The 19,302-nt window shown below is 71.7% G+C and carries 19 protein-coding genes; 14 read left to right on the top strand and 5 right to left on the bottom strand.

The features are described 5' to 3' along the window. From ACFE64_RS01255 to ACFE64_RS01245, 3 genes are all read left to right on the top strand, one after another. A partial coding sequence (locus ACFE64_RS01255) for an AAA family ATPase (RefSeq protein ID WP_375390626.1) occupies positions 1-1,527 on the top strand: 1,527 nt, incomplete at its 5' end. 230 nt (positions 1,528-1,757) lie between these two features. Continuing rightward, positions 1,758-3,446 (top strand): diguanylate cyclase domain-containing protein, encoded by a 1,689-nt coding sequence (locus ACFE64_RS01250; RefSeq protein ID WP_375390625.1) that lies wholly within the window; start codon positions 1,758-1,760, stop codon positions 3,444-3,446. Between the two features lie 55 nt (positions 3,447-3,501). Continuing rightward, entirely contained in the window at positions 3,502-3,699 is a 198-nt protein-coding gene (locus ACFE64_RS01245; RefSeq protein ID WP_375390624.1) for a hypothetical protein, read from the top strand. A 27-nt stretch (positions 3,700-3,726) separates the two neighbouring features. Here the strand turns inward: ACFE64_RS01245 and ACFE64_RS01240 are convergent, their stop codons facing one another. After that, positions 3,727-5,085, bottom strand: coding sequence for an aldehyde dehydrogenase family protein (locus ACFE64_RS01240; protein ID WP_375390623.1), 1,359 nt, complete (start codon positions 5,083-5,085; stop codon positions 3,727-3,729). Positions 5,086-5,128: 43 nt separating this feature from the next. Between ACFE64_RS01240 and ACFE64_RS01235 the strand changes: the two genes are divergently transcribed. The 6 genes from ACFE64_RS01235 (at position 5,129) to ACFE64_RS01210 (ending at position 9,881) form a co-directional block, all read left to right on the top strand. After that, entirely contained in the window at positions 5,129-5,368 is a 240-nt protein-coding gene (locus tag ACFE64_RS01235) for an exodeoxyribonuclease VII small subunit (protein ID WP_375390622.1), read from the top strand. Between the two features lie 2 nt (positions 5,369-5,370). Then, positions 5,371-6,273, top strand: coding sequence for a polyprenyl synthetase family protein (locus ACFE64_RS01230; RefSeq protein ID WP_375390630.1), 903 nt, complete (start codon positions 5,371-5,373; stop codon positions 6,271-6,273). Next, on the top strand, positions 6,270-6,764 hold the full coding sequence (gene coaD / locus ACFE64_RS01225) for a pantetheine-phosphate adenylyltransferase (protein ID WP_375390621.1): 495 nt from the start codon (positions 6,270-6,272) through the stop codon (positions 6,762-6,764). The genes ACFE64_RS01230 and coaD overlap by 4 nt, the downstream gene beginning before the upstream one ends. Before the next feature lie 80 nt (positions 6,765-6,844). Beyond that, positions 6,845-7,567: a peptidylprolyl isomerase gene (locus tag ACFE64_RS01220; RefSeq protein ID WP_375390620.1), complete on the top strand. Its 723-nt coding sequence runs from the start codon at positions 6,845-6,847 to the stop codon at positions 7,565-7,567. Next, the gene (queA, locus tag ACFE64_RS01215) at positions 7,564-8,589 is read left to right on the top strand and encodes a tRNA preQ1(34) S-adenosylmethionine ribosyltransferase-isomerase QueA (protein ID WP_375390619.1); all 1,026 of its coding nucleotides are present in this window, start codon (positions 7,564-7,566) and stop codon (positions 8,587-8,589) included. Before ACFE64_RS01220 ends, queA begins: the two co-directional genes overlap by 4 nt. Positions 8,590-8,642: 53 nt before the next feature. Next, positions 8,643-9,881 carry an amidohydrolase family protein gene (locus tag ACFE64_RS01210; protein ID WP_375390618.1) on the top strand — a complete coding sequence of 413 codons (1,239 nt, stop codon included), beginning with the start codon at positions 8,643-8,645 and terminating at the stop codon, positions 9,879-9,881. Positions 9,882-9,974: 93 nt separating this feature from the next. Here ACFE64_RS01210 and ACFE64_RS01205 read toward each other — a convergent pair whose 3' ends face one another. Continuing rightward, entirely contained in the window at positions 9,975-10,127 is a 153-nt protein-coding gene (locus ACFE64_RS01205; RefSeq protein WP_375390617.1) for a hypothetical protein, read from the bottom strand. Positions 10,128-10,252: 125 nt separating this feature from the next. Between ACFE64_RS01205 and ACFE64_RS01200 the strand changes: the two genes are divergently transcribed. The 5 genes from ACFE64_RS01200 (at position 10,253) to ACFE64_RS01180 (ending at position 16,272) form a co-directional block, all read left to right on the top strand. Further along, positions 10,253-10,744 carry an EF-hand domain-containing protein gene (locus ACFE64_RS01200; protein WP_375390616.1) on the top strand — a complete coding sequence of 164 codons (492 nt, stop codon included), beginning with the start codon at positions 10,253-10,255 and terminating at the stop codon, positions 10,742-10,744. A 34-nt stretch (positions 10,745-10,778) separates the two neighbouring features. Further along, a complete protein-coding gene (gene tgt / locus ACFE64_RS01195; RefSeq protein WP_375390615.1) occupies positions 10,779-11,915 on the top strand; it encodes a tRNA guanosine(34) transglycosylase Tgt in 1,137 nt (378 codons plus the stop codon). Then, positions 11,912-12,115 carry a hypothetical protein gene (locus ACFE64_RS01190; RefSeq protein WP_375390614.1) on the top strand — a complete coding sequence of 68 codons (204 nt, stop codon included), beginning with the start codon at positions 11,912-11,914 and terminating at the stop codon, positions 12,113-12,115. The genes tgt and ACFE64_RS01190 overlap by 4 nt, the downstream gene beginning before the upstream one ends. A gap of 229 nt (positions 12,116-12,344) precedes the next feature. Beyond that, a complete protein-coding gene (locus tag ACFE64_RS01185; RefSeq protein ID WP_375390613.1) occupies positions 12,345-15,173 on the top strand; it encodes a M16 family metallopeptidase in 2,829 nt (942 codons plus the stop codon). A 103-nt stretch (positions 15,174-15,276) separates the two neighbouring features. Next, positions 15,277-16,272, top strand: coding sequence for a cell wall hydrolase (locus tag ACFE64_RS01180; protein ID WP_375390612.1), 996 nt, complete (start codon positions 15,277-15,279; stop codon positions 16,270-16,272). Between the two features lie 4 nt (positions 16,273-16,276). Here the strand turns inward: ACFE64_RS01180 and ACFE64_RS01175 are convergent, their stop codons facing one another. The 3 genes from ACFE64_RS01175 to ACFE64_RS01165 are packed head-to-tail and all read right to left on the bottom strand — an operon-like array spanning position 16,277 to position 19,302. Beyond that, positions 16,277-17,023: a Crp/Fnr family transcriptional regulator gene (locus ACFE64_RS01175; RefSeq protein ID WP_375390611.1), complete on the bottom strand. Its 747-nt coding sequence runs from the start codon at positions 17,021-17,023 to the stop codon at positions 16,277-16,279. A gap of 60 nt (positions 17,024-17,083) precedes the next feature. Then, complete coding sequence (gene uvsE / locus ACFE64_RS01170; protein WP_375390610.1) at positions 17,084-18,253, bottom strand: UV DNA damage repair endonuclease UvsE; 1,170 nt, start codon at positions 18,251-18,253, stop codon at positions 17,084-17,086. After that, positions 18,250-19,302 carry a DHH family phosphoesterase gene (locus tag ACFE64_RS01165; protein ID WP_375390609.1) on the bottom strand — a complete coding sequence of 351 codons (1,053 nt, stop codon included), beginning with the start codon at positions 19,300-19,302 and terminating at the stop codon, positions 18,250-18,252. The genes uvsE and ACFE64_RS01165 overlap by 4 nt, the downstream gene beginning before the upstream one ends.

The raw sequence follows: 19,302 nt of genomic DNA, 5'->3' as shown, positions 1-19,302 counted from the left end.
CGCTATCGCGGCGATTTCGAGGAGCGGCTGAAGGCGGTCGTCAACGAGCTGGAGAAGCTGCCGCACGCCGTCCTGTTCATCGACGAGATCCACACGGTGATCGGCGCGGGCGCGACCAGCGGCGGGGCGATGGACGCGTCCAACCTGCTGAAGCCGGCGCTGTCGGGCGGCACGATCCGCTGCATCGGCTCGACCACCTACAAGGAGTTCCGCAACCATTTCGAGAAGGACCGGGCGCTGCTCCGGCGCTTCCAGAAGATCGACGTCAACGAGCCGACGATCGAGGACACGATCAAGATCCTCGCGGGGCTGCGCTCCGCGTTCGAGGACCATCACAAGGTCAAATACACCCCCGACGCGATCAAGTCGGCGGTGGAGTTGTCGGCGCGCTACATCAACGACCGCAAGCTGCCCGACAAGGCGATCGACGTGATCGACGAAGTTGGCGCGATGCAGATGCTGGTGCCGCCCGCCAAGCGCAAGAAGACGATCACCCCCAAGGAGATCGAGCAGGTGATCGCGACGATGGCGCGCATCCCGCCGAAATCCGTGTCGACAGACGACAAGCTGGCGCTGTCGACGCTGGAGACCGATCTGAAGCGGGTCGTCTTCGGCCAGAACTCGGCGATCGAAAAGCTGGCGAGTGCGATCAAGCTGGCCCGCGCCGGATTGCGCGAGCCGGAGAAGCCGATCGGCAACTACCTGTTCACCGGCCCGACCGGCGTCGGCAAGACCGAGGTCGCCAAGCAGCTCGCGTCGATCCTCGGCATCCCGCTCCAGCGGTTCGACATGAGTGAATATATGGAGCGGCACAGCGTCTCCCGGCTGATCGGTGCGCCGCCGGGCTATGTCGGCTTCGATCAGGGCGGTCTGCTGACCGACGCGGTCGATCAGAACCCGCATTGCGTGCTCCTGCTGGACGAGATCGAGAAGGCGCATCCGGACCTGTTCAACATCCTGCTGCAGGTGATGGATAATGGCCGGTTGACCGACCAGCACGGCAAATCCGTCGATTTCCGCAACGTCATCCTGATCATGACGACCAATGCGGGCGCCAGCGACATGGCGCGCGAGACGGTCGGCTTCGGCAATCTCACCCGCGAGGGCGAGGACGAGCAGGCGGTGCAGAAGATGTTCACGCCCGAGTTCCGCAACCGGCTGGATGCGGTGGTGCCGTTCGGCTACCTGCCGCCCGAGGTCGTCGCGCGCGTGGTGGACAAGTTCGTCCTGCAGCTGGAACTGCAGCTGGCCGACCGCCAGGTCCATATCCGTCTGGATGACGAGGCGAAGAAGTGGCTGACCGACAAGGGCTATGACAAGCTCTACGGCGCCCGACCGATGGGACGGCTGATCCAGGAGAAGATCAAGCAGCCGCTCGCCGAGGAGCTGCTGTTCGGCAAGCTGGTCCATGGCGGCGAGGTGACGGTGCACCTCAAGGACGGCGCGCTCGGCTTCGCGATCGAGCCCGCCGCGCCGCGCAAGCCGAAGAAGAAGGGCAAGCCGGAGGTCGCGCCGGCGACGGAGTGACGACCCGCCGATCGAGGGGCCTCCCTCGGTGTCACCCCGGCCCTGAGGCAGCGGTCCCGCTCCTGCCAGCTGCCGGGAGGAGCGGGCATCGGGCTACCTCCGTGGGAACTCGCGGCGACGCTGCTGCGCGCACGCCCTCGCCTTTGGCGCGGATCGTCGCCAGCCCTGGCGCGGGCAACTCTTTTCGTCCCGTTTACCATCTCTTGACCGGTCTTACCTAGACCGGGCGGATGATCCGGGCGATTTGGCGATGGTGGACGGGGGCCATGGCGGCGATGCTCGCCGCCTGTCTTGCCGCCGGGCCGGCGCAGGCGCAGGCCGGCGCCGTCGGCACGCCGATCCCGCTCTGCGTCAAGCGGATCGCGCCGGGCGACAAAGCGCTTCCCGTGCTCGCGCATCCGGTCGGGTTCGACTGCGCCACCGACCAGCGACGGCTCGGGCCGGGCGATTACTGGGTCGTGTCCCGCGCCGTCAGCGCCGACCCGCATGCGCCCGTTCGCATCCGCATCGCCAGCATCTGGCAGCGCCGACTGACGATGTGGGTCCGCTACGCCGACGGCCTGGTGTCGATGCACGCCGGCGACGGTCTGGCCCTCTCGCGTCAGCTCCAGCTCGGCGCGATCGTGGAGTTCAGGCTGCCCGCGCGGCACGTCCGCGTCACCCGCATCCTGTGGCGTGTCGAAGGCGCCGCCAACATCCAGGGCATCCTGGTCGACGCGCGGGCCGCGAGTCCGACGGAGAGCGCCAGCTCCAACGTCATCCTCGCCGCGCTCTACGCCGGCTTCGCAGGCATGTGCGTGTCGCTGCTGGTCTACAACATCGCGCTGTTCGGGGCCCTCCGGCACCGCTTCCAGCTCGCCTATTGCCTGATGATCGCGGCGCTGCTGGTCTATGCCTGCTCGTCCTCCGGGGTGCTCGCCTGGCTGGCGCCGGGCCTCGCCAACACCGACCGGCTGAGAGTCAATTATGTCGCGCTGGCGCTGTCGGCGGTCTCCGCCCTGGTGTTCGCCAGGACCTATTTCGAGCAGCGGGTCTTCGCCGGCTGGCTGGACCGGATGGCGAACGCGGTCATCGCGTTGATCCTCGGCAGCGCGCTGCTGTTCGCCGCAGTGGCGCCGTGGCATGCCGATCTGCTCGATCGACTCTACGCCGCCAGCTACATCTCCCTGCTGCTGATCGCTCCGCCCATCCTGTGGCGGGCGTGGCGGCGCAACAGCAACTATCTCTGGCTGTTCGCGGTCGCCTGGGTGCCGCCGATCGGCCTGGCCTCGGTCCGGATCGCCAATAATTTCGGCCTGGTCGGCTATGGGTTCTGGATCGACAATGCGACGCTGATCGCGATGGCGAGCGAGGCGCTGACCTCCAGCCTCGCCATCGCCTACCGCATCAGCATGCTGAGCCAAGAACGCGACGAGGCGCGCGAGCAGGAGATCGCGGCGCGACTGCTCGCCGACACCGATCCGCTGACCGGGCTGCTGAACCGCCGCGCGTTCCTCGATCGGGCGATCGGGCGCGAGGGCCTGCAGACGCTGCTGATCCTCGACATCGACCATTTCAAGCGGGTCAACGAGACGATCGGGCACGACGGCGGCGACGAGGTGCTGCGGCTGGTGTCGCGGGCGCTGCGGGCCGCGATGCCCGAAGGCGCGCTGGTGGCGCGGATCGGGGGCGAGGAGTTCGCGGCGGTGTGCGACACGGCGGACGCGGTGTCGCCCGCCTCGGTCCTCGATCGGCTGCGCGCCGAGCGGATGCCGTTCGACGTCCGCGTCACCTCGTCGATCGGCGCCTGCACCGGGCCACTAACGCGCGAGGTGGACTGGAAGACGCTCTACCGCCAGGCCGACCGCGCGCTGTTCGCGGCCAAGGCCGCAGGACGGGATCGCGCGCGCGACGCAGGACAGCTGGCGGCAGCGGCCTGACCCGCTTGCCGATGGTCCGGCTCGGGACTATGCCCGTTCGGGAAGGGGACCCGCCATGCGCAACCGCCGGATCGTCATCATCGCCGCTGCGCTCGGGGTGCTCCTGCTGGGCGCGCGCCACCCCACCGCCGATCTCCAGCTGATCGCGCAGGACGCGGGCGATCCCGCGCCGCACCGGCTGCAGGCCGCCGTCGATCTCGGTCTCGTGGGGGTCAGGCTGCTGGTGACCTGGAGCGGCCACGACCTGCGCTGATCGAACACCGACGTCCGCGACCAAGGCTCAGCCGAACACCGCCTTCAGGTTCATGAACTCGTGCAGCCCCCACGGTCCGAGTTCACGGCCGTGGCCGGAGCGCTTGACCCCGCCGAACGGCGCCTCGGGGGTGGAGGCGAGCACCCGGTTGAACGCCGTCATCCCGCAGGCGAGGTCGCGCACGAACCGCTCGCGCTCCTGCCCGTCGCCGGTCCACACCGACGAGCCGAGCCCGAAGCTGGTGTCGTTGGCGAGCGCGATCGCCTCGTTCAGGTCGGCGGCGCGGAACAGGGTCGCCACCGGGCCGAACACCTCCTCCTGCGCAATCGGATGGTCGGCCGGCAGGTCGGCGACCACGCCCGCGCTCATGAACGCGCCCGGCCCCGGCAGCGCCTCGCCGCCGACCAGCAGCCGCCCGCCCGCGGCCTGCATCCGCGCGACCTGATCCAGCACGGCGGCGCGCTGTTCGTCGCTGGACAGCGGGCCCATGTCCGTGGCGGCGTCGAACGGATCGCCCGCGCGCACCGCCGCGATGCCGGCGACGAAGCGCTCCCGGAACGCGTCATACACGTCGGCATGGACGATCATCCGCTTGGCGCAGATGCACGACTGCCCGGTGTTCTGGATGCGCGCCGTGACCGCGGCTTTCGCGGCCGCGTCGAGATCGGCGGAAGGCATGACGATGAACGGATCCGAGCCGCCCAGCTCCAGCACCACCTTCTTGAGTGCCGCGCCGGCGGCGGCGGCGACCTTGGCGCCGGCATCTTCGCTCCCGGTCAGCGTCACCGCCGCGATGCGCGGATCGGCGATGAGCGGCGCGACCCGGCGGCCGGGAATGGCGAGGTTCTGGAACAGGCCCGCCGGCGCGCCCGCGGCCGTCACCGCCTCCTCCAGCGCCGCCGCGCAGCCCTGGGTCAGCGAGGCATGCTTCAGCAGGCCGACATTGCCCGCCAGGATGGTCGGCGCGAGAAAACGGACCACCTGCCAATAGGGAAAATTCCACGGCATGATGGCCAGCACCGGGCCGATCGGCAGCCAGCGGGTGCCGACCGCCCCGTCCGGCGTCGCGGCCGTGCCGCTCGCCAGCAGCGCCGGCCCCTGCTCGGCATAGAAGCGGAAGCCGGCGGCGCATTTCTCCACCTCCGCGACCGCGGACGTGAAGGTCTTGCCCATCTCCCGGACGGCGATCGCGGCCAGCCGCTCCTTGTCGGCCGCGAAGCGCTCGGCGCACGCTAGGAGCAGGGCCACGCGCTCGGCCACCGGGCTGACGCGCCAGCGCGCGAACGCTGCCGCCGCGCCCGCGAGGCGCGCTGCCACCGCCGCGTCGCCATGTTCAGGCCAGGTCGCCTCCGCTGCGCCGGTCGCCGGGTTGACACTGGTGAACATGGCCGCCTTGCCTCGCTTTCCGCGGTGCCCCATAGCATCGGCGATGGATAAGCCGATCGAGGAAATGGCGTTCGAGGAGGCGCTGCGCGAACTCGAGCAGGTCGTCGGCCGGCTGGAAAGCGGCGACGCCAGCCTGGACGAGTCGATCGCCCTGTACGAGCGGGGCGACCGGCTGCGGCGGCGCTGCGGCGAGCGGCTGGACCAGGCCCAGGCGCGCATCGAGGCGATCCGGCTGGACGCGGAAGGTCGGCCCGCGGGCGTCAAGCCATTCGCGGCGGCTTGAGCGTGGCCGCGGTCGGGCTCTTGCCGCTCACGCGTGCGCTGGTCGACATCGGCACGGCGGTGGATCGCCGGTTCGAGACCATGCTCGCCGTTCCGGGCGACGCCCGCGCGCGCCTGTATCAATGCATGCGCCATGCGGCGATCGGCGGCGGCAAGCGCCTGCGGCCGCTGCTGGTCGTCGCCACGGCCGACCTGTTCGGGGTGGAGCGCGAATGCGCCGAACGCGCGGCGACGGCGATCGAGGCGATCCACGTCTATTCGCTGATCCATGACGACCTGCCGGCGATGGACGACGACGATCTGCGCCGGGGCAAGCCCACCGCGCACAAGGCGTTCGACGAAGCGACCGCGATCCTGGCCGGCGACTCGCTCCATGCCCTGGCGTTCGAGTGGCTGGCCGATCCCGCGACGCATGCCGACCCGTTCGTCCGCGCCGAGCTGGTGCTCGAAGTGGCGCGCGCTGCCGGCCCCGGCGGCATGGCGGGCGGCCAGGCGATGGACCTGGCGGCCGAGCGCATGCCCTTCGACCTCCCCGCCGTCACGCGCCTCCAGCAGCTCAAGACCGGCGCGCTGATCGGGGTGTCGGTGGAGGCGGGCGCGATTCTCGGCCGCGTGCCGCCGGAGGGGCGCACGGGCCTGCGCGGCTATGCGCACGATCTCGGTCTCGCCTTCCAGATCGCCGACGACCTGCTCGACGCGGAGGGCGACGAGGCGGCGGTCGGCAAGGCGCTGCGCAAGGATGCCGACGCCGGCAAGGCGACGTTCCTGTCGCTGCTCGGCCCGGAGCGCGCGCACGCGCAGTGCGAACTGCTGGCCGCCCAGGCCGTCGAGCACCTGCGCAGCTACGGCACCGAGGCCGACCTGCTGCGCGCGCTGGCGCACTATGTCGTGGAACGCGACCGGTGAGGATCGGCGTCTATCCGGGCACCTTCGATCCGATCACGCTCGGCCACCTGTCGATCGTCCGGCGCGGCGCCAAGCTCGTCGACCGGATGGTGATCGGAGTGACGACCAATCCCTCCAAGTCGCCGATGTTCACGCTGGACGAACGGCTGGCGATGGTGGAGCGCGAGACCGTGGCGCTTGGCGCGGACATCCGCGTCGTCTCGTTCAACTCGCTGCTGATGGATTTCGCCGATCGCGAGCACGCGACGCTGATCCTGCGCGGGCTGCGCGCCGTCGCCGATTTCGAATACGAATATCAGATGGCGGGCATGAACCAGCAGCTGAACGATCGGGTCGAGACGGTCTTCCTGATGGCGGATGCGGCGCTGCAGCCGATCGCGTCGAAGCTGGTCAAGGAGATCGCACTGTTCGGCGGCGACATCCACCGGTTCGTGACGCCCCGCGTGCGCGACGAGGTGCTGGTCAAGGTGGCCGCGCGGCGCGAAAGCTGAGCGTCGGGGCGCCTGAGCGGTTCACCTTGGCGCAAGCGGCGATCGCGTCTAAGCGGGGCACTCTCAACACAGGTTTTCTTATGCGTTTTCTCGCCGCCCTGTTCGCGCTCGTCCTGGTCACGCCCGCGCTGGTCTCGCCCGCGGCGGCGCAGGTGCCCGCGCCGCGGCTGCCGCCGGCGTCGGCCACCGATCCGCAGAACCTCTGGGTGCTCGATCTGTCGACGGGCGGCCGGGTGACGATCTGGCTGCGGCCCGACGTCGCGCCGAAGATGGTCGATCGCGTCCGCACGCTCACCCGTCAGCATTTCTACGACGGCCTCGCCTTCCATCGCGTGATCGACGGCTTCATGGCGCAGGGCGGCGATCCCAAGGGCGACGGCACCGGCGGCTCGACGCTGCCGAACCTGCCGGCGGAGTTCAACTACCTGCCGCACGTCCGCGGCGCGGTGTCGGCCGCGCGCGCGGACGCCGAGAACAGCGCCAATTCGCAATTCTTCATCGTCTTCCAGCCCAAGCTGTCGCTCGACAAGAAATACACCGTGTTCGGCCGCGTGATCGACGGCATGCAGTGGGTGGACGCGGTGGAGCGAGGCGAACCGCCGGCCAATCCCAGCCGCATCGTCCACGCCTATCTGCTTGCCGACAATCCGCCCGCGTACCAGCCCGCGCCGTCGCCGCTCGCCGCGCGGCCGCCGGCGCTGACGCCGCTGCCCGCCGGCCCGGGCGTCGACGCGCCCAAGCTCGCCACGCCAGCCGGAGCGGCCAAGCCGACCGTGAAAAGGTCCGCAGCCAAGCCGCGGTGAACGTCGACCTGTTCGACTTCGCGCTGCCGCCCGAGCGGATCGCGCTTCGTCCTGCCCTCCCGCGCGACGCGGCGCGGCTGCTGGTGGTCGATCGCGCGGGGCTGCGCGACCGGATCGTACGCGACCTGCCGGGCGAGCTCCGCGCCGGCGACCTGCTGGTCTTCAACGACACGCGCGTGATCCCTGCGCAGCTGGAGGGGAGGCGCGACGCCGCCCGCATCGGCGCGACGCTGCACAAGCGCGAGGGGCCGCGGCGCTGGCGCGCCTTCGTCCGGAACGGGCGGCGGCTGGTCGATGGGGCAACGGTCGACTTCGGCGCGGGCGTGACCGCTACCGCGCGCGATCGGGCGGACGACGGCAGCTGGGCGCTGGAGTTCGCCGGCGAGGAGCCGGTGGAGCTGCTGCTGGAACGCGCCGGCCGCATGCCGCTGCCCCCCTATATCGCCGCGCGTCGCCCGGCCGACCGGCAGGATGCCGCCGACTACCAGACGATGTTCGCACGGGCGCCCGGCGCGGTCGCCGCGCCGACCGCCGCGCTGCATTTCACGCCGGACCTGATCGCGGCGCTGGCGGCGGCCGGGATCGGTCACGAGACGCTGACGCTGCACGTCGGCGCGGGCACCTTCCTGCCCGTCAAGGCGGCCGACACGGCCGACCACGCCATGCATGCCGAATGGGGTCGGCTCGACGCGACCACCGCCGCGCGGCTCAACGCGGTGCGCGCCGCCGGCGGCCGCGTCATCGCGGTCGGCACCACCAGCCTGCGCCTGATCGAGAGCGCGACGGACGAGAGCGGCACCGTGCAACCGTTCGAAGGCGACACGCGCATCTTCATCACGCCCGGCTACCGCTTCCGCGGGATCGACGGTCTCCTCACCAACTTCCACCTCCCGCGCTCGACGCTGTTCATGCTGGTATCGGCGCTGATGGGGCTGGAGCGGATGCAGGCGGCGTACACCCATGCCGTCGAGAATGACTACCGCTTCTACTCTTACGGTGACGCCTCGCTGCTGCTTCCGTAACAGGCAGGACCCGAGCGTTGCCGCGCGGCATCGATTCTGGAACAACGACCGGCATGATCGCCGCCATCCTCCTTGCCGCCGCTACAGCTGCGGCGCCCGCCCACCCGCTGCTGCTCGAACCCGACCGCGTCTTCACCGCCACCGACGGTGCCGAGCATACCGGCTGGCGCGTGCTGGTGGCGGACGGGAAGATCGCCGCCGTCGGCCCGGACGTGCCGCTCCCGCCCGGCGGCGAGGAGGTGAAGCTCCCCGGCACCACGCTGCTGCCCGGCCTGATTGACAGCCACGTCCACCTCTTCCTCCACCCGTATGACGAGACGAGCTGGGACGAGCAGGTGCTCCACGAGCCGCTTGCGCTGCGCACCGCGCGCGCGGTGGCGGCGGCGCGGGCCACGCTGATGGCGGGCTTCACCACCGTTCGCGATCTCGGCACCGAGGGGGCGGGCAATGCCGACCAGGGGCTGAAGCTGGCGATCGAGCACGGCATCGTTCCCGGTCCGCGCCTGCTCTCCGCGAATCGCGCGATCGTCGCCACCGGCGCCTATGGCCCCAAGGGCTACGCCTTTGCCGTCCCCCAGGGGGCCGAGGAGGCGAGCGGCGCGGGGGTCACCGAGGCCGCGCGCCGCCAGATGGGCGAGGGTGCCGACGTCGTGAAGCTCTACGCCGACTATCATTGGCAGGGGAATGCGGGCTCCACCCCCACCTTCACGATCGAGGAGATGCGGGGCGCGGTGCAGGCGGCGCACGACGCGGGCCGCAAGGCGGCCGCGCATGCCGGCACGGCCGAGGGCATGCGCCGCGCGGTCGAAGCCGGGGTCGACACGATCGAGCATGGCGACGCCGGCACGCCCGAAGTGTTCCGGCTGATGAAGGCGCGCGGCACCGCCTATTGCCCCACGCTCGCCGCGACGGACGCCATCCAGCACTATCGCGGCTGGAACGGCCAGGCGCCCGAGCCGCCGGCGGTCGTCGCCAAGCGCGCCAGCTTCGCCGCCGCCGTGAAGGCGGGCGTCACCCTGTGCGCGGGCGGCGACACCGGCGTGTTCGCGCATGGGCGCAACGCCCGCGAGGAGGAGCTGATGGTCGCCTATGGCCTGCCCGCGATCGAGGTGCTGCGCATCGCCACCAGCGGCAATGCCGCGGTGATGGGCCTGGCCGACACGCTGGGCGCTATTCGGCCGGGGCTGACCGCGGACTTGGTGGCGGTAGTCGGCGACCCGGCCGTCGACATCGCTGCGCTGGAACACGTGCGCCTGGTGATGAAAGGCGGCGACGTGGTGCGGCGGGAGTGAGACGGCGGACGTGGCGGATCCTATCTGGTCGGCCGATCCGATCCACCAGCGCGTGGCGATCGCCCCGCTGCCGCCGCCGTGATCGCCCCGCGGTCAGTTCGGCAGCGGCGGCGGCGGCTCGTCATCGGACGGCGCGTCGGGCTCGCTGTGGACATTGCCGCGCGCGCCGTGCTGCGTCGCCTCCACCCGCTTGATCGCTGCGGCGTTCTCGGTGGCTTCGTCGCCCTTCTCGTCGATGTCGGACATGGCTCCTCCTGGTCACTGAACGCCTCAACCGCGCCGGAGTGCCCAAGGGCAAGGCGCAGTGCTTTGTTCAGGCAAAGGATCGCGAATGCGGCTACAGCGACCCCGCCCCATGCGGAGTTTCGCCGATGCTGCTCGCCCTGCTGCTCCAGGCCGCCGCGCCTCCTCCCCAGCCGCGCCCGGCCGTGCCGCCGCAGCCGCCCGCCACGATGGTGGTGGAGCCCGCGGCGATGCTGCTCGCGACCTTCGACGCCGACGGCGACGGGCGGACCAGCCGCGCGGAAATGGCGGCGGGCCTGCGGCGCACCTTCGCGGCGATCGACACCGGCCACACCGGCAGGCTCGGCTATCTCGCCTTCGCCGACTGGGCGGAGCGCTGGCTGGGCGACCGCAACGCGCTGCCGAGCCCGTTCGAGACGGATGCCGACGGCGACAACCAGATCACCGAGGCGGAGCTGCTGGCGCAGTTCGGCCGCATCTTCGATCGGCTCGACCGGGATCATGACGGCTTCCTGACCCGCGCCGAGCTACTCACCATCCGCGCGGGTGCGGGCGAGCGCGGCGGCTCCGAAGGGCGGCGCGGCCGCGGACGTGGACGCGGCGGCGCAGCACCCGAATAGACAGGCGACCGCCGCTCCGCCACAGCGCGCGCCCATGCCGCAGCCCCTCGCGTTCGCCATCCATGCCGTCGACGGGAAGGCGCGCACCGGCACGATCATCATGCGCCGGGGTGCGATCCGCACGCCCGCCTTCATGCCGGTCGGCACCGCGGCGACGGTCAAGGCGATGAAGCCGGCCGATGTGGCGGCGGCAGGCGCGGACATCATCCTGGGCAACACCTACCACCTGATGCTGCGGCCGACGGCCGAGCGGGTGGCGCGGCTGGGCGGGCTGCATCGGTTCATGGGCTGGGAGCGGCCGATCCTGACCGATTCGGGCGGCTATCAGGTGATGAGCCTGGCCGAGCTGACCAGCCGCTCGGAGGAGGGCGTCGCGTTCAAGTCGCACCTGGACGGCGCGCGCCATCTGCTCAGCCCCGAACGCTCGATGGAGATCCAGCGGCTGCTCGGTTCCGACATCGCCATGGCCTTCGACGAGCTGGTGCCGACCACCTCCGGGCGCGACGCGGTGGCGGCGGCGATGGAGCGGTCGATGCGCTGGGCGCAGCGGTCGCGCGACGCCTTCGGGCGCGATGAGGGCGACGGCGCGCTGTTCGGCATCCAGCAGGGCGGGCTCGACGAGGGGCTGCGGCGTGCGTCGGCCGACGCGCTGACCGCGATCGGCTTCGACGGCTATGCGATCGGCGGCCTCGCGGTCGGCGAGGGACAGGAGGCGATGTTCGCCTGTCTCGATGTCGCGCCGGGCCAGCTGCCGGCCGACCGGCCGCGCTACCTGATGGGGGTCGGCAAGCCGACCGACATCGTCGGCGCGGTGGAGCGCGGCGTCGACATGTTCGATTGCGTGCTGCCGACGCGCTCGGGACGCACCGGCCAGGCGTTCACGCACGACGGGCCGCTCAACATCCGCAACGCCCGCCACGCCGAGGATCAGGGGCCGCTCGATCCCGATTGCCCCTGCCCCGTCTGCCTGACGTGGAGCCGCGCCTATCTCCACCACCTTGTGCGCGCCGGCGAGATTCTGGGTGCGATGCTGATGACCGAGCATAATATCTGGTTCTACGAGACGCTGATGGCGGACCTTCGCGCCGCGATTGCGGACGCGCGGCTCGCGGCGTTCGCCAACGCGTTTCGAGCGCGTTATGGGGGGAGCCGCACAGGAGAGGCCGCGTGACTGACCAGACCGACGACGATGCCCCGAACGAGATACTCGCGGAAGTGAAGGCCCACGCCCGCGTCGCCGAGCGCGCCGTGGCGGACAAGACCAAGAGCTGGCCGCTGGCGCGCATCGGCCTGGGCGCGGCGATCGGGTCAGCGGCGGTGGCGGCCGCGGTGCTCTACGCCCGCCGGCGCGGCGAGCGTGACAACGCCTGACCCCGCGCGCGTCGCGCAGGCGCGGCGCTGGTTCCGGCGGCAGGATGGGGATTGATCGCCTCCCCGGCGAAGGCCGGGCCCAGGTACGAACGGTCCGATACTGGGCCCTGCCTCCTCCGGGGAAGGTAAGATGTTGCGCGCTTCAAACCGGCTAGGTCCAACTCCCGCGCCATCATGCGAGTACGGGATGCCGCTTTCCCGCGGCCGGCCGGCGGAGTAGGCTAGCGCCATGCGTCACCTCCGCCCCCTCGCCGCCCTGCTGCTCGCCACCGCGGCGATCCCCGCTCACGCCCAGTCCCGGTCCGCGTCGCCCGCGGTCGCGCCGATCGCGTTCACCGAGCGGACGCTGCCCAACGGCCTGCGCGTGTTCGCCATTCGCGACACGAAGACGACCAACGTCTCCGTCCAGGTCTGGTATCATGTCGGCTCGAAGGACGATCCGGCCGGCCGCTCGGGCTTCGCGCACATGTTCGAGCACCTGATGTTCAAGGCGACGCGCAATCTGGCGCCCGAGCAGTTCGATCGGCTGACGGAGGATGTCGGCGGCAACAACAACGCGTCGACCGCCGACGACTATACCGAATACCACGAGGTGGTTCCGGCCAATCACCTCCAGCGCCTGCTGTTCGCCGAAGCCGATCGCATGGCGGCGCTGGTGGTGGACCCGGCGAGCTATGCGTCCGAGCGCGACGTCGTGAAGGAGGAGCTGCGCCAGCGCACCCTCGCCGATCCGTACGGCAAGCTGCTGGCGATCTACTATCCCGAGCTCTCCTACACCGTGCACCCCTATGCGCGGCCCGGGATCGGCAATCTCGCCGACCTGACCGCGGCGTCGATCGACGACGTGCGGGCGTTCCACCAGATCTATTATCGGCCGGACAATGCGGTGCTGGTGGTCGCGGGCAATTTCGATTCCGCCCAGCTCGACCGCTGGGTCGACCAGTATTTCCGGCCGATCGCGCGACCGTCGACCGCGATTCCGCGCGTCACCGCAGTGGAGCCGGCGCGCACGGCGGCGGTATCGCGCACCGTCTACGAGGCGAACGTGCCGCTGCCGGCGGTACTGCTGAGCTGGCACGTCCCCGCCGATCGCGACCCGGACTATGCCGCGCTGGCGGTGCTCGACGCGATCCTCTCGACGGGCGAAAGCTCGCGGCTCTATCAGAGCCTGGTCTATCGCGACGGGCTGGCGCAGGCGGCGGACACCTTCCTCGACACGCGCGAGGGCACGGGCAACCTGGTCGCCTATGCGGTGATCGCGGGCGGCAAGAGCGTCGCCGACGGCGAAGCGGCGCTGCGGCGCGAGGTGGCGCGGCTGCGCGACGCGCCGACGACGGCGGCGGAGCTGGCGCGCGCCAAGAACCAGATCGTCACCCGCGCGATCCGCAGCCGGGAGACGGCCGAGGGCCGCGCCACGACGCTCGCCAACTCGGTCGTGGTCGACGGTGATCCGCGCGCCGCGGATCGGCAGCTCGCGGCGATCGACCGGGTGACGGCGGCGGACGTGCAGCGGGTCGCGCGACGCTATCTGAACGACGCCCAGTCCGCCGCGATCCGCTACCTGCCGCTCGCGGCGAAGCCGGCGGGCGCCACCGACGCGCCGATCGCGATCGCGCCGACGGTTCAGGTCACGCCGGTGCCGCGTCCCGCGCAGCTCGTCGTCGCGACCGCCGCATCGCCCGGCGACCGCGTCCCGCTGCCCGTGCCCGGCCCGCTGATCGGGGCGACGTCGCCGCACCCGGTCGAGATGCGGCTGGCCAACGGGCTGCGGGTCGTCACCGTCGAGCGCCACGACCTGCCGCTCGTGACCGCGGCGCTGGTGACCGGCGGCGGCGCGGCGACCGACCCGGCCGGGCGCGCGGGTGCGAGCAGCCTCGCCGCCGACCTGCTGACCAAGGGCACGACCACGCGATCGGCGACGCAGATCGCGGAGGAGATCGAGTCGCTCGGGGGCTCGATCGGCGCGGGCGCGGCGCGCGACGGCGGGACGCTCAGCCTGACGGTCAAGTCGGACCAGCTGGCGCGCGGCATGGCCGTGCTCGCCGATGTCGCCGAGCACCCCGCCTTCGCGCCGTCCGAGATCGCGCGGGCGCGCGCGCAGGCGATCGACGGCGTGACCGTCCAGCTCGCCGATCCCGCCGGCCTGGCGAGCCTGGTGGCGACGCGGGCGGTGTTCGGCGATGCACCCTATGGCGCGCCGCTGACGGGGACGCCCGGCTCGCTGAAGGCGATCACCCCCGACGATCTGCGCCGCGCCTATGCGGGCGGCTACAGGCCGGATCGCGCCGCGCTGCTGATGATCGGCGACGTGAGGCCGGCACAGGCGGAGGCGCTCGCCACCCGGCTGTTCGGCGGCTGGTCCGCGCCAACGGACGCCGCCACGGCGCCGGCCGCCCCGGTGACCCCGCCCGCGCCACGCACGATCGTCGTCGACATGCCCGCCGCCGGCCAGGCGGGGGTCGTCGTCGCCCGGCCGGGCGTCGCGCGCGCCGATCCGGGCTATTACCCGCTGCTGGTCGCCAACGCGGTGCTAGGCGGCGGCTATTCGGCGCGGCTGAACCAGGAGGTCCGCGTCAAGCGCGGGCTCGCTTATGGCGCGAGCAGCGGCATCTCGGCGCGGCGGCTGGGCGGCATCGTCGCCGCGCGCACCCAGACCAAGAACGAGAGCGCGGCGGATGTGGTGGCGCTGGTCGAGGGCGAGATGGCGAAGCTCGGCCGCACGCCGGCGTCCGCGGCGGAGCTGGAGACGCGCAAGGCGTCGCTGCTCGGCGATTACGGCCGCGCGGTGGAGACCACCGGCGGGCTGGCGTCGGTGCTGGCCGATTATCTGCTGGAGGACGTGCCGCTCGCCGAGATCGGGCAATATGCGGCCAAGGTGGCGGCGGTCGATCCCGCAGCGGCGACGCGCGCCGCGGCGGCCGCGCTCGATCCGGCGGCGGCCAGCATCGTCGTGGTCGGCGACGCCAAGGCGTTTCTCGAGCCGCTCAAGCGCGCGCACCCGCAGCTGGAGGTGATTCCGCAGGGCGCGGTCCAGTTGGACAGCGCGACGCTGCGCTGAGCCGCCGGGCTGCGATGGGTTGACGCGGGGCCGCTATGTGCCGCGCCGGGACGCGGCCGAGACGACAGCGGACGGGTAACCTCCGACCCGCTACACCGGGCGCATGAGGGTGCGACGGGACGTGGCGGCGCGGCTGTGGGAGGGATGGCTGCTCCTGCTCGCGTTGTCGCTCGCCGTCGCGGGGTGGGCGGTGAGCCAGGCGGCCTGGCGCGCCCTTCAGGCCCATCCGCGCGGCGCAACACCTGGTGGCGAGCGGGTGATCCAGCCCGTTCCGGAGGCGCTGCCGATCGCAGCGGCCTTGCCGACCCGTTCGTCGCCTGCCGACGCGACGGGGACGACGGCGCTGCCGCCGCTGCCGATCCCGCTCGCCGCCGCCGCGGCGCTGATCGCGGCGGAGCCGGGCGTGGTCGCCGCGCGGCGCTTCTCCCTCGCCCGCATCGCTGCGCCCGATCAGGCGCGGGCGCTGCAATGCCTGGCCGACGCGGTCTATTATGAAGCCGGCGGCGAGCCGGCGGACGGCCAGCGCGCGGTGGCGCAGGTGGTGCTCAACCGCGTCCGCCACCCCGCCTTTCCGGCGACCGTCTGCGGCGTCGTCTATCAGCGCTCGGAGCATGCGGGCTGCCAGTTCTCCTTCGCCTGCGACGGCGCGCTGGCGCGCGCCCCGTCGCGCAGCGGCTGGGCGCGCGCGGCGCAGATCGCCGCGGCGGCGCTGACCGGCTATGTCTATGCACCTGTCGGGCTGGCGACCCACTATCACAGCTATGCCGTGACCCCGGCGTGGAACCGGGCGATGGTGATGACCGGCGCGGTCGGCGCACACCTCTTCCACCGCTGGCCGGGCTATTGGGGCACGTCCGCCGCCTTCCGGCAAGTCTATGCCGGCGGCGAGCCGCTTCCCAGCCCGCCTGCCTGGCTCGTCGCGCCGCCGATCTCCACGCGGCCGCTTACGGCTCCGGCGCCCGCCACCGCACTCGCGATCCAGCCCACCGATGCCCAGGCCCGCAGCGTCCCGACGCCCGCGACCGCCCCGAACGACGACCATCTGCCGCCCGCGCCGGCCGTCCTCCCGCGCTGGCAGGACTCGGGCAAGCCGCGCTGACGGCTCAGGCCGCCACCGCCTGGGACAGCGGGATCCAGTCGGTCTCGATTACCCCGTGCCGGTCGACGAAGCCGGTCATCGCGACCATCTCGCGCTCCTGCAGCACCTTCACGCGGCGGCCGTTGCGCACGATCAGGCCGCGCCGCTCCATCTCGCCGAAGGTGCGGCTGACATGCACCTTGGTCAGCCCCACCGCGTCGCCGATGTCCTGCTGCGTCAGCGGCAGATCGAACGAGTCGACCACGCCGCCGGCGGTCACCCGCAGGCGGCCGAGGATGTCGAGGAGCAGGACGGTCAACCGCTCGATCGCGCCCATGCGACCGATCGAGGTCAGCCGGTCGCCCATCGCCACGAAGTCGGCGACGTTGATCGCATAGAGCGCCGCCGCCAGCCGCGGCTCGCCTGCGAACAGCCGTCCCAGATCGGGCTTGGTCAGCTCGGAGACGATGCAGTCGCTCACCGCGCGGATGGTGTTGGTGGCGAGGCTCCAGGCGATCGAGGACGTGCCGACCAGATCGCCCGCATAATGGAAGGCGACGATCTGGCGGGCACCGTTCACCAGGTTACGCGACGAATGCGTCCAACCCTGCTGGATAACGTAGAGATACTCGTTGGGCTCGTCCTGAACCATCAGCGTGCCGCCGGGCCGGAGCTTCAGCTCGCGACGGTTCATCGACTCCAGCGCGCTCCGCTCCTGCGGCGTCAGCGCCAGGTGCTGCTCGACTCTCCAGACCAGCGCGTCACGCCGCATGGCTTCTCCCCGTCAAAGAACGTCCCCATGCATCATCTGCGGGCATACGGGCAAGCGGGCCTATTCGGCCGCCAGCAGCGCCGCGCCCTCGTCGACATCGGGCTCGGCCTCGGCGTCGACGCCCGCCTCCAGCGCCGCCTCGTCGGCGGCGAGCGCGGCGGCATCCGCCTGGGTGACGCCGAAGCGCGCCGCCACGTCCGGGGCGAAGCGCAACAGGTCGGGACGCAGGCGCAGCAGCGACAGGTCCTTGGACTTGCCTTCCATCATCACGTCGAATTCCAGCCCGTCCGCCATGCGCATGAAGGTCGCGAACTCGAAGGGGTTGGTGAAATCGGCGTGGCCCGTCCAGATCGGCGGGCGCAGCACCGTCTTGATCCGGGCCGTCGCCTTGACCGGCGCCTTGAGCAGCTCGCCGGCCTTGGCGCGGCCCCGGCCCGCCATGGCGGCGGCGCGCTGCCTGGGCGTGATCTTCTGCTTCAACTCGCGCAGCTCCGTGCGGGGGCTGGAGAAATGGATCTTGGGGCGCACGCCGGCGGGCCAGGTGGCGAGAATGCGCTCCAGCGTCTCGCGCATGTCCAGCCGCTCGGGGTTGAGGCACCACATATGCTGATAGTCGAACACGCAGCGCACGCCCGTGCGTTCGTGGATCCACAGCACGTCCGCCGCCGAGAAGCGGATGTCGTCATTCTCCAGCACCAGCCGCGCTCGGACATGCTCGGGGCACCGATTCCAGCCGTCGATCCAGCGCGCGCGGCTCGCCTCGCGATCGTCATAGACGCCGCCGACATGAGTCACGAGCACCGCCTCGGGCCCCTGCTCCATCCGGTCGAGCATCTCGGCCTGGCTCGCCAGGTCCCAGATGCTCTTGCGCGTCAGCTCGGGATCGGGGCTGTTGAGCAGCACATATTGCGAGGGGTGGAAGGACAGCCGAATATCGAGCGCGCGCGCCTTGGCGCCGAACGCCCCCAGCTCCGCATCGCTGTCGGCGACCATATTGTGGAACTGCGGCAGGTCCGGATGCGTGGCATAGGGCGCGATGTCCGACGACAGCCGGTACATGTCGAGCCGCTCCTTCGCCAGATAGTCGAGCACCCGGTCGAGCAGCTCCAGCGAGCATTTGAGGTGCGGCCCCTTCTGCCAGCGCCGCGTGTCCTGCGTCTTCAGGTCGGGGCGCCCCATGATCTTGACGGGGAAGCCGAGGCGCAGCGGTCGTTCGGGCGATCGGGTCATGCGGCGGCCTGCTGTTCGGAGAAGCCGAGCCCGGCGGCGAAGGCGCGCCACTCGGCGAGGCGAAGCGCGCCGCCGGTCGCTTGCGCATGGCCGGCGCCGTAGCGGCCGTCCGCGCCGGCAGGCCGGTGCGCGGCCAGGAAGTCGATCAGGTCGCGTCCGGTGGCGGAGCGCGCGGCGAAGTGGACCCAGCCGTCGCGATAGCCGTCGTTCGCGGCGAGAACGATCTTGTCCTTGAGCCGCCCGCGCCATTGCTGCGCGATCAGCGGGTGGATCTGGCAGGGCGAGCTGAAACGGATCAGCGCGACATCGCCCACGACCCGCGGCGGCGTGCGCCGGGCGGCCTCCACCGCGGCCTTCACCTCCTCCTTGGCCGCGATCAGCGCGTCGCGCTCGGGGCTGGGCTCCCGGGTGACGATCTTCGGCCCGTCGCCGCGCAGGAGCAGCGCCAGGGCGGGGCCGGCGTCGGCGGTCGCCGTGCGGCGGGGCGCATTGACCAGCGCCGTCGCGTCCTTGAGCGCCGTCTTGCCCCAGCGCGCTTCCGCCGCGGCCAGCTCCGGGAAGGGCGGCGCCATGTCGCCGATAAGGCCGAGCGCGGCGAGCCACAGCAGGCCGGCCTGATCGCCCAGCGCGCCCGCGCACCACCAGGCGAGCAGCGCCGACGTCGGCTCGGGCGAGAGGCCGTTGCCGCTCACCACCGTCGCGCCGGGTGCGCGCCCGGTCGGCACGTGATGATCGATGATGACGGTCGGCGTGCCCGGCAGCACCGGCTCGGGCCGCGTGCCGAGATCGGTGACGATCAGCCCGCCCGGCGCGCGTTCGGCGAGCTCGGCGGCGAGCGGCTTGTCCCACGGCGTCTCACCCTTGCCGACGATGCGCGGCGCGGCCGTCCAGCCGGCCGCGTGAAGCGCCCGCACCAGGATCGCGACCGCCGCCAGCCCGTCCGCGTCGGAATGACCGACCACGATCACCGGACGTGCCCGGTCCCAACCGTCGAGCGCGACGGCGAACGCCGCGGCGGCCGCGGCGCGAGGGTCAGGGCTGTCGTCCAA

The sequence above is a fragment of the uncultured Sphingomonas sp. genome (assembly GCF_964250165.1).
GTDB lineage: Bacteria > Pseudomonadota > Alphaproteobacteria > Sphingomonadales > Sphingomonadaceae > Sphingomonas.
Note: the sequence above shows the minus strand (reverse complement) of the source record. Positions and strands in the feature narration are given on the sequence as shown.